The organism is Streptomyces tremellae (assembly GCF_039540215.1).
GTDB classification, from domain to species: Bacteria; Actinomycetota; Actinomycetes; order Streptomycetales; family Streptomycetaceae; genus Streptomyces; species Streptomyces tremellae.
This window is the reverse complement of record NZ_BAABEP010000136.1, coordinates 1-2781: the sequence shown is the minus strand read 5'-3', so window position 1 is coordinate 2781 and position 2781 is coordinate 1. Positions and strand designations below refer to the sequence as shown.

Sequence of the window (2781 nt, the reverse complement as noted above, 5' to 3'; positions counted from 1 at the left end):
ACCTTCTTGGCCTGCCCGACCAGCTTGCGCCCCGCGGAACCGCCGAACACCGTGCCGTGCAGCGTGGAGCGCGCGTACCGCCCGAACGCACCCACCATGGCCCGCAGTCCGGCCGCCGGACCGAAGAACGACGTGGCGTCGAAGCTCGGTCCCGCGCTCGCGCTGATCTCCTGCGTGTACGTCTTCGACAGCGTGCGCTCGTTGCGCACGGCCTGCTGCACGGTCATCCGCATCTCGGCGGCCCTGGTCTCCGTCAGCAGCGTGGCCCTGCCCGGCACGACCCGCTCCACGACGAACGCGCCCATCGGGGTGCGGTCCTTGTCGTCGCCCGTCAACTGCCGTGTCGTGACGAGGCCGTGGGCGAGCCGGTCCGCCATGCGGTGGAAGTTCTCCGTGGTGAAGAACCCGCTGATCTCCTCGTGCGCGGACGTGTCGGGCCTGGCGTGGACGCGCCGCACCGCCCAGTCCCTGATCTCCTTGACGGGCCCGAAGCCCTCGGTGTGCACGAGGCGGTAGTCGGCGCCGGGGCGCACGGTCATCTCGCGCGGCGCCTGCGTGTCACCCGGCCCGCCCTTGGTCTCGCTCTGCGAGAGCCGCACGGCGAGGCCGTCCCGCACGCCGAAGGTGAAGTGGTGTGCGTCGACGGGCGCGGCGCCTTCCACGCGGACGTCGTACTGCACGTCGTCCAGGTAGAGGCGCGACCCGTCGCTCATGCGCGTCTCGGCCTGGCTGAGCGTCTGGTTCTGCAGGCCGTAGTCGTACGTGCGGGCGTAGCCGAGGCCGGCGCCGACCCGTCCGTACGCGGCGATGCCGGAGGCGGGGCCGAGCGAGAAGCCGGGCGCGATCCGCAGGCCCGTGGACTGCACCGCGCCCGCGCCTGTGGTGACCTGGCTGCGCTGCACGGTGTCGAACTTGAACGGCGCGCCGAACGCGTCGTCGAACCGCTCCCACGTGTTGTGGGGGCGCGTGGTGACCACCAGGTGGCGGATGCGGCCGTCGGCGTCCTCGAAGCCGGGCGAGCGGTAGCCCTCGCCGTGGAACTCCCACGGTGTGTCGCGCAGCGCGCGCCGCAGGTCGTCCAGGGCACGTGCCCTGTCCTCCGCGCCGTCCTGCGTCAGGCCGGCGCGGCGGCCGATCTCGGCCGCCACGTCCTGCCTGCCGCGCAGGGTGACCCGGCTGTCGCCGTACGTGCCGAAGCGGCCGGTGTCGGTGCCGTCGCCGGTGAGGTACGTCGGCAGCCGCGTGCCGTCCTCGAACGTCACGACCCGCCCGTTGCGCGGCGGCGGCACCATCGTCCGGTCGATCCGCGGCCTGCGGTACGTGTCGAGGCTGCTCTCGACCGTGGTGTGCCGCGACACCGTGAACGGGGCACGCGCGGGGTGCTCGATCGCCTGGCCCGGCACCGTACCGTCCGCGAAGTGCACGCGCGGGCGCGGCGGTTGGACGGCCGTCTCGCCGCGCTCCACCGTGGTGCGGTCGGTGCTTCCGTGGTCGGCGAGCGCGTCGTGCGCGGGGGCCGTGCCCTCGTCGGGCACGGCGCGCGTGCCGTCGACGGCCGTGCCGTACGTCTGCGCCTGCTCCCGGTGCGGCGCGAGCCTGTCGTGGAGCGCGGTGCCCGACGCGTCCGGGTCGAGGGCGCGGACGACGGCCGACGCGTCCAGGACGGTGTTCCAGTGCCCGCGCGTCTGCGGGGCGCCGTCCGGCAGTCCCAGCACGTCACGGGTGATCTGCCGCAGCACGTCCGGTGTCATCCGGCCGCCGGTGTGCAGGGCGGGCTGCCCTTCGGGGCCCGGGTGCCAGCGCAGCCGGTCGAGGTCGGCGAGACCGCGCAGCGACTCGGCGTGCCCGGCCGTGTTCTCGAAGTCCGCGCCGTACGTGCCGCGCAGCGTCCGCACGTACTGCAGCGTCCTGTTGGCCGTCCACGGGTCGGCGGCCCCGTCGCCCTCGTGCAGCCCCGCCGTGCGGGCCAGTTCGTCGAGCGCCGCGCCTCGCGGCTCGGGCCGGAACGTGTCCCACGCGCCCGGCCGGCTCCGTGCGTCGGCGAACAGCACCGGCTGGAGGGTGCCGTCGTGGCCGCGCACGGTCCCGGACGGCGAGGTCGGGGCGTACACCGTGCGCCCGGTGACGTTGGCGACATGCTGCGCGACCGACAGGCCGCCGTACTCGGGCGCCGTGCCCGTCGTGCACGACAGCAGCACCAGCGGCCGGCCCTCGGGGCCGAGCGAGTCCGCGTTGCGGACCAGGTAACGGCCGAGCTCCCGCCCGCTGACCCGCACGACATGGCCGTCGCCGAGCGCCAACTCCACGTAGTGAGGGGCTCCGTGGGCCGCGAAGAACGACACCTCCGCGTCGTGCCACGGCACCGGCCTGCGCGGCCCGGTGAAGCTGCCCTCGGCCCCGGCGCCCAGGCTCTCCACTGCGGTGTGCCCGCGGAAGGTCCGCTCGGCGAGGAGGACGGGGATGCGGTCCGCGCGGCTCGCCCAGTCGGACGGCCGGTAGCTGCCGATGCCCTCGGCGGGGCTGTCCGCGCCGCGCGACAGCGGCGCGACGCTCAGCAGCCCGTCCGGGGCCGCCGTGTCGTCGAGGGTCTGGACGGCGCTGCCGCGGTGCAGCGCCGCGTCCCAGCCGGGCAGGCCGCTCCTTTCGAGCCCGTCCGTGCGGCCGTCGCCAGGCCGCAGCGCCTGGTCGGCGAGCCCGTGCCGGGTGCTGGCCGAGGTGTTGGCGCTTTCGATCCGCTTGAGCCCGTCCACCAGGTCCTGAATGGCCGGCGGCCGGTGCCTG

Annotated in this window: 1 pseudogene; it reads right to left on the bottom strand. The window is 75.0% G+C overall.

Going from position 1 to position 2781, the window contains the following annotated elements:
• Positions 1-2750: pseudogene (locus ABEA77_RS33645) on the bottom strand (hypothetical protein); the annotation flags it as partial.
• Between the last annotated feature and the right edge of the window lie 31 nt (positions 2751-2781).